Consider the following 7,194-nt stretch of genomic DNA (forward strand, 5'->3'; position numbering starts at 1 on the left):
GTCCCGTCGACGGGACGGTCCTACGGGGTGGAATGGCGCCCGGAACACAGCGAGATCACCGCGGATCGCGGCCGGCCATCGAGGACATGATGTGCCCGGCGATCAGTCTCGACGACGGGTGCCTCAGCACCAGATTCGCCCTCAGCTTGAGTCCTGTCGACGCGGCCAGGCGTTTACTCAGTTCCACCGACAGCAGCGAGTCGAATCCGATACTCCTGAAGTCCTGGTCGGGGTCGATGGTCTCACTGGACGGGTGTCCGAGCACGACGGCGACCTTCTCGAGGACGTGGCCGAGCACGAGTGCCTCCGCGTCAGCGTCGGGGAGAGCCGCGATCCGGTCCGCCAGGGGAACGAAGTGATCATCGTCCGCGGGGAGCTCCTTCGAGGGCACCTCCGCTTCCACCGCTGTGTGCGAGGAGTTCAGCCAGTAACGCCGCCGCTGGAAGGCGTACGTCGGCAGATCCACCCCTCCGACGCGCCCCGAACACGGCGTCCCAGTCCACGACGCCGCCCCGGACGTGCAGTTGGGCCAGAGAGCCGACCACGGCCTCGACCTCGCCCCGGCCCCGCCGCGAGGACGACAGGACCACCGCGTCGTCGACTTCCTCGACCATCTCCTGCACCGGGACGGTCAGAACGGGGTGCGGACTCATTTCGATGAACACCCGGAAACCGTCGTCGACCAATCGCCGGACGGAGGATTCGAAGAGAACCTTCTCACGCAGATTGTTGTACCAGTAGTCGCCGTTCAGCTCCGTGGTATCGATTGTTTCGCCGTACAGGGTCGAGTAGAAGGGCAGCGCCGACGCCTTCGGACGCACGTCGGACAGCTGTCCGATCACCTGGTCGCGGACGCGGGTCACCTGGTTCGAATGGGAGGCGTAGTCAACCGATATTCTCCGCGCTTGAGCGCCTTCGGCCTTCATCTTCTCGACGAATTCGTCGAGTGCGTCCGGTTCCCCGGAAACCACCACTGAGCGGGGTCCGTTGACAACGGCGACGCTCACCCGGTCGTTCCACGGAGCCAGATGTGCCGCCACGAAATCCGCGGACTCAGCGACCGACGCCATCCCGCCGTGACCGATCAGATCCACCAGAGCCTTGCTGCGGAGTGCCACTATTCTGGCGGCGTCGCGCAGCGACAGCGCACCGCATACGTGAGCGGCGGCCATCTCGCCCTGACTGTGTCCCACCACCGCGGCCGGTTCCACACCCCAGGACCTCCACAGGGCGGCCATGGACACCATCACCGAGAACAGCGCCGGCTGAACCACGTCCACCCGGTCCAGTGAGGGCGCACCCGCCACGCCGCGTACCACGTCGAGCAGCGACCAGTCGACCCACTCGGCCAACGCGGCCGCGCACTCGTCGAGGGTGCTGGCGAAGACCGGGAAGGTGTCGTACAACTGCCGCCCCATACCGACCCATTGCGAGCCCTGCCCGGGGAACATGAAGACAACGCCGCCGAGGTCCCCGGCAACACCGCGAACGACCCCGGCTGACTCCACGCCGTCGCTCAACGACGCCAATCCGCGTCGCAGCTCGTCCCGGCCACGGCCCAGCACGACCGCACGGTGGTCGAAGCCCGACCGGCTGGACACCAACGACCAACCGACGTCGGCGACATCCGCACCCGGTTCGGCATCGGCGAAATCGCGCAGCTTGCCCGCCTGCCGTTCCAAGGCCGCCGCGTCCTTGCCCGACACCACCCACGGCGTCAGCCCACCGGCGACGGCCGGGCCCGGACCGCGCTCGTCCGTCTGCTCCGGGGGCGGTTCCTCTTCCAGGATCACATGCGCGTTGGTGCCGCTGACTCCGAACGACGACACCCCGGCCCGCCTAGGCCCGTCCGCACTGGTCCACTCACGCCCCTCCACCAGGAGTTCGACCGTGCCGGAGGACCAGTCCACGTGCCGTGAGGGCTCCTGCACGTGCAGGGTCTTCGGCAGGAACCCCTGGCGCATGGCCATCACCGCCTTGATGAGCCCGGCGACCCCGGCGGCGGCCTGGGCATGGCCGATGTTCGACTTCATGGACCCCAGCCAGAGCGGCCTGCCCGCGGCCCGCTCCTGTCCGTAGGTCGCCAGCAGAGCACCTGCCTCGATGGGGTCCCCCAGCGCGGTTCCGGTGCCGTGGGCCTCGACCATGTCCACCTCGCGGGCCGCGACTCCCGCGTTCGCCAGTGCCTGCCGGATCACCTTCTCCTGAGCGAGGCCGTTGGGAGCGGTCAGCCCGTTGCTGGCTCCGTCCTGGTTCACCGCGGAACCGCGCACGACAGCCAGGACGGGGTGGCCGTTGCGTCGCGCGTCGGACAACCGCTCCAGCAACAGCATGCCCACCCCCTCGGCCCAGCCGGTCCCGTCGGCGGAGTCCGCGAAGGACTTGCACCTCCCGTCGGCCGACAGACCGCGCTGCCGGGAGAACTCCACGAAGATCGCGGGCGTCGACATCACCGACACCCCGCCGGCCAGCGCCAGCGAGCACTCCCCCGAACGCAGTGACTGGACCGCCAGGTGCATGGCAACCAGCGACGACGAACACGCCGTGTCCACCGACACCGCCGGCCCGGTCAGCCCCAGCTCGTACGCCAACCGGCCGGAGGCGACGCTCAGCGCGCTGCCGTGCAGCAGGTAGCCCTCCAACTCGTTCTTGCTCCCCTCGAGGAAGCGAGACCCGTACTCGGACGAGCTCACCCCGGCGAAGACCCCGATGTCGGCCCCGCGCACCCCGGCGGGAACGATGCCGGCCCGCTCGAAGAGCTCCCACGACGTCTCCAGCAGCAAACGCTGCTGCGGGTCGACCGCCAGCGCCTCACGCGGACTGATGCCGAAGAAGTCCGCGTCGAAATCGGCCACGTCCGTCAGGAACCCCCCGTGACGCACGTACGAGCGGCCGACGGCGTCGGGATCCGGGTCGTACAGGTCCCGCCACCCACGGTCCGCCGGGAACTCGTCCACGACGTCCACTCCGCCGCGGAGTACGTCCCACAGGTCCTCGGGCGAGGACACGCCTCCCGGGTAGCGACACGCCATGGCCACCACGGCGATCGGCTCGCCGCGGCCGGCTTTCAGGGCGTCGTTCTCCTGACGGAGGCGGTCGCGCTCCTCGATCAGCGTGCGGAGCGCCCGCTCGACCCGGTCCGCGCCGTCCACCGTACGGTCCACGGAGTCGCTCATGTCAGTTGCCCCTCTCGTCCAGCGCCAGGTCGACCAGTGCATCCAGGTCCATGGCCGCCAGTTCGTCCGCATCGGTGACCACGTCCGGGTCCTGACCGTCGGTGTTGGACCCGGGCCGGTCGGCACAGGCCAGTACGAGGTCCAGGACGCCCGCGCTCCGCAGCCTGTCGATCGGGATGTTCCGCAGTACCTCTCGGATCTCCGCGTCCTCGGCCGGGTCTGCGCCCGGTGCCGGACGCAGTTGGCCGAGGATGTGTTCGCCCAGCTCGCGCGGTGTCGGGTAGCTGAAGACGAGGGTGGACGGCAGGCGCAGGCCGGTCGAGGACGCCAGGCGGTTGCACAGTTCGACCGAGGTCAGCGAGTCGAAGCCGAGCTGCGTGAACGCCTGGTCGGCGTCGACGGCCACACCGGCCGGGTGTCCGAGGACGACGGCGACCTGCTCGCGGACCCAGTCCAGTACGACTGCTTCCGCCTCGCCCGCAGGCCGACCGGCCAAGCCGAGAGGGCCGCTGTTCCCGGCAGTCGTCGTCCGGTTCCGGCGTGGGCGGCCGTCGTGGACGAGGTCGCGCAGGAGGAGCGGCACCTCGTCGCCGGTCTTGTTCCGCAGCGCAGAGACGTCCACCCGAGCCGGGATGAGGACCGGCTTGTCGATCGCGCGCGCCGAGTCGAACAGGGCCAGTGCCTCGGGCGTCGGCATCTCGGCGATGCCCAGCCTCCGGACCCGCGCGAGGTCGGCCTCGTCCAGCTCCGCGGTCATGCCGCTGCGCTCTTCCCACCAGCCCCAGCACAGCGACGTTCCGACCAGGCCGGACGCCCTGCGCTGCGCCGCCAGACCGTCCAGGAACCCGTTCGCCGCGGCGTAGTTGGCCTGCCCTCCGGTGCCGAGCGTGCCCGAGAGGGCGGAGAACAGGATGAACGCCGTCAGGTTGTGCTCCCTGGTCAGCTCGTGCAGGTTGACCGCCCCGCCGGCTTTGGCGCGCAACACCCTGGCGAAGCTCTCCGCGGTCAGTGACTCGACGGCGCCGTCCGCCAGCACACCCGCCGCGTGCACCACCGCCGTCAGCGGGTACGCGGGGGGCATGTCCGCGAGCAGGTCCGCCACGACGGCCCGGTCCGCGACATCGCATTCCACGACCCGGACCACCGCGCCTTCCGCCGCCAGGTCCGCAACCAGTTCGGGAGCCCCATCGGCCGCCATGCCCCGACGGCTCGCCAGCACCAGACTCCGCACACCGTGTTCGGTGACGAGGTGCCTCGCCACCAGCGAACCCACTCCCCCGGTCCCGCCGGTGACCAGCACGGTCCCCCCACCGAAGCCGTCGCCCATGTCGAGGACCAGCTTCCCGATGTGACGGCCTTGGCTCATCTCGCGGAACGCCTTCCGCGCGTCGCGGATGTTCCGGACGGAGATCGGGTTCGGCCGCACCCGCCCGTCGGCGAACAACTCCATGACGGCGAGGAACATCTCGTGGATCGCATCCGGACCCGCCTCGTAGAGGTCGAACGCCCGGTAGTCGACCCCAGGATGATCGGCTGCCACCTGCTCGGGGTCGCGGATGTCCGTCTTCCCCATCTCAATGAAACTGCCGCCCTCGGGGAGCAGTGCCAGCGAGGCGTCGACGAACTTGTGCGCGAGGGAGTTCAGGACGACATCCACACCGCGACCGCCCGAGGAGTCCAGGAACTTCTCCACGAACTCCAGATCCCGCGACGATGCCAGGTGCGCGTCGTCCAGTCCCAGACCACGCAGGGTGGGCCACTTGGCCGGGCTCGCGGTGCCGTAGATCTCGGCACCGGCGTGCTTCGCGAGCTGGACCGCGGCCATCCCGACACCGCCTGCCGCGGCGTGGATGAGTATCCGTTGCCCTTTCTCGAGCTTCTTCAGGTGGAAGAGCGCGTAGTAGGCGGTGAGGTAGGCGCCCGGCACGGACGCGGCCTCGGCGTAGCTCCACCCGCCGGGAATGGGCATGAGCATGCGGTGATCCGCGACGGCCACCCGGCCGAAGGCGCCGGAGAAGATCCCCATCACGCGGTCGCCCGGTGCGAGTCCGGTGACGTCGTCCGCGACCTCCAGCACGGTTCCGGCGCCCTCGCTGCCGATCCCGGCGTCGATGGCCGTCCTCGCCACCAGTCCCAGGGCGATCGTGACGTCCCGGAAGTTGAGCCCCGCGGCGTGCACGGAGATGCGCACCTGTCCGCTCGTGAGGGGCGCTTCCACCTCGGGGCAGGGAATCCATGTCAGGTTCTCCAGCGTCCCCTTGCGCAGGATGCCCAGCCGGTGAGCGCCGACCGCCGACGGCTCGATCCGGTTGCTCGCGGGGGAAGCCGCCGTCATGCGGGGGACGAGGAACGCGCCGCCCCGCAGGGCCAGTTGGTCCTCGCCCAGGCCGAGCGCCTCCGGGAGGCATGTCCAGGACGTCTCCTCGTCGTCGACGTCCACCAGCCGGAACCTGCCGGGGTGTTCCGTCTGGGCGGACCGGATCAGGCCCCACACGGACGCGCCGGGGAGGCTTTCGACGCTCTCCTCGCCGCCGATGGCGAGGGCCAGGCGCGTGAGCACCACGAGCGTGGATCCGGCGAGCCGCTCCTCGGCGAGGAACCGCTGGACCCAGCCCAGCACCCGCGTGTCCGCGCTGGCGACCACGGCCAGCAGATCGGGGTCGGTGACGACGAAGTCGTCCAGGCAGAGGACGATGTGCCCGGGTGCCTCCCCCTGGAGGACATCGTCCATGGAGTCGTGGACCCTGACCCTCTCGTCCCCCACCTCGGAGAGTCGAGCGGCCAGACCGTCCTTCGCGCCGAGGACGACCCACTGTCCACGGTGGGTTTCCCGCTCAACCTGCTGCACCGGTCGCCACGCCAGTTCGAACAGCGACTGCCCGTCCCCGCCGCGCGCCAGGTGCAGTTGCTGTGGGCTCGCCGGCCGGAACGTCAACGCCCCGATGTGGGCGATTTCCCGGCCGTGCTCGTCGGCGACCGTCACCGACACGGCGGCGTCGCCGGCCGGGGAGACCCGGATCCTCACGGTCGGGCCGCACTCCCCTGCCTGGTCCACTCCGGACCAGGAGAAGGGCATCCAGCCCCGGTCGCCGTCGATCTCGATGACACCACCGGCCACCACCGCGTGCAGCACGGAGTCCATCAGTGCCGGGTGCAGGACGAACCCGCCATCGCCCGAGCCGTCGGTGGGCATCGGCAGAGTGGCCGTCGCGAAGAGATCGTCACCGCGCTGCCACACTTCTCGCAGTCCGCGGAATGCGGGCCCGTAGTCGAAACCCGCGTCCGCGAAGGAATCGTAGAGACCGTCGATGTCGAGCTGCTTCGTTCCGGCCGGTGGCCACACGGCGAGTGATCGCGCGTCCTCGGTCCACGCGGCCGTCGGCGTGGTGCCCGGTGCCAGACTCCCCGTCGCGTGACGGGTCCAGCCACCGGCCGTTCGGTCATCGCCGCCGGGACGTGAGTACACGTCCAGGGAGCGGCGTCCCGTCTCGTCCACCGCACCGGCGACGACCCGCACCCGCACGTCGCCCGGGTCGGGAAGGAGCAGGGGGACTTCCAGGGAGAGTTCCTCCACTGCCTCGCACCCGACGAAGCCGCCCACCCACAGCGCCAGGTCCAGGTAGGCCGTCGCCGGTACGACGACCGTGCCGAACACGGTGTGGTCGGCAAGCCAGTCGTGGGTCCGCAGGGACCACAGGCCGGTGAAGACCACCTCGTCGGTGCCGGGGTGGTCCACCGCAGCGCCCAGCAACGGGTGCTCGGGAGTCAAAAGGCCGGCCGAGGCCACGTCCGCCGTGCCCGTCCCGGCCAGGAAGTTCAGCCAGTACCGCTGCCGCTGGAACGCGTACGTCGGAAGATCCACCCGCCGGCGCGCCCCGAGCAGGGCATTCCAGTCCACGGCCCCACCCCGGACATGCAGTTGGGCCAGCGAGCCGATCAGCGCCTCCACCGCCCCGCGGTTCCGCCGCGACGACGACAGGACCACCGCGTCGTCCACGCCTTCGCCGGCGAAGGCCTC

The 7,194-nt window shown here is 70.2% G+C and carries 3 protein-coding genes; all 3 read right to left on the reverse strand.

Annotated elements, in window-relative coordinates; genetic code table 11:
• Positions 1-55 precede the first annotated feature (55 nt).
• On the reverse strand, positions 56-391 hold the full coding sequence (locus AOK17_RS54210; protein WP_425424687.1) for an acyl carrier protein: 336 nt from the start codon (positions 389-391) through the stop codon (positions 56-58).
• Positions 360-3,176, reverse strand: coding sequence for a type I polyketide synthase (locus tag AOK17_RS42795; RefSeq protein ID WP_425424688.1), 2,817 nt, complete (start codon positions 3,174-3,176; stop codon positions 360-362). The genes AOK17_RS54210 and AOK17_RS42795 overlap by 32 nt, the downstream gene beginning before the upstream one ends.
• Before the next feature lies 1 nt (position 3,177).
• Positions 3,178-7,194: SDR family NAD(P)-dependent oxidoreductase (locus AOK17_RS42800; RefSeq protein ID WP_157881517.1), on the reverse strand; the 4,017-nt coding region annotated here is incomplete at its 5' end.

The sequence above is a fragment of the Streptomyces phaeochromogenes genome, assembly GCF_001418655.1.
Lineage (GTDB): Bacteria > Actinomycetota > Actinomycetes > Streptomycetales > Streptomycetaceae > Streptomyces > Streptomyces phaeochromogenes.

Coding starts and splice junctions, on each gene's coding strand:
- AOK17_RS42795 (WP_425424688.1), bottom strand. CDS start 3,176: ATGAGCGACTCCGTGGACCGTACGGTGGACGGCGCGGACCGGGTCGAG.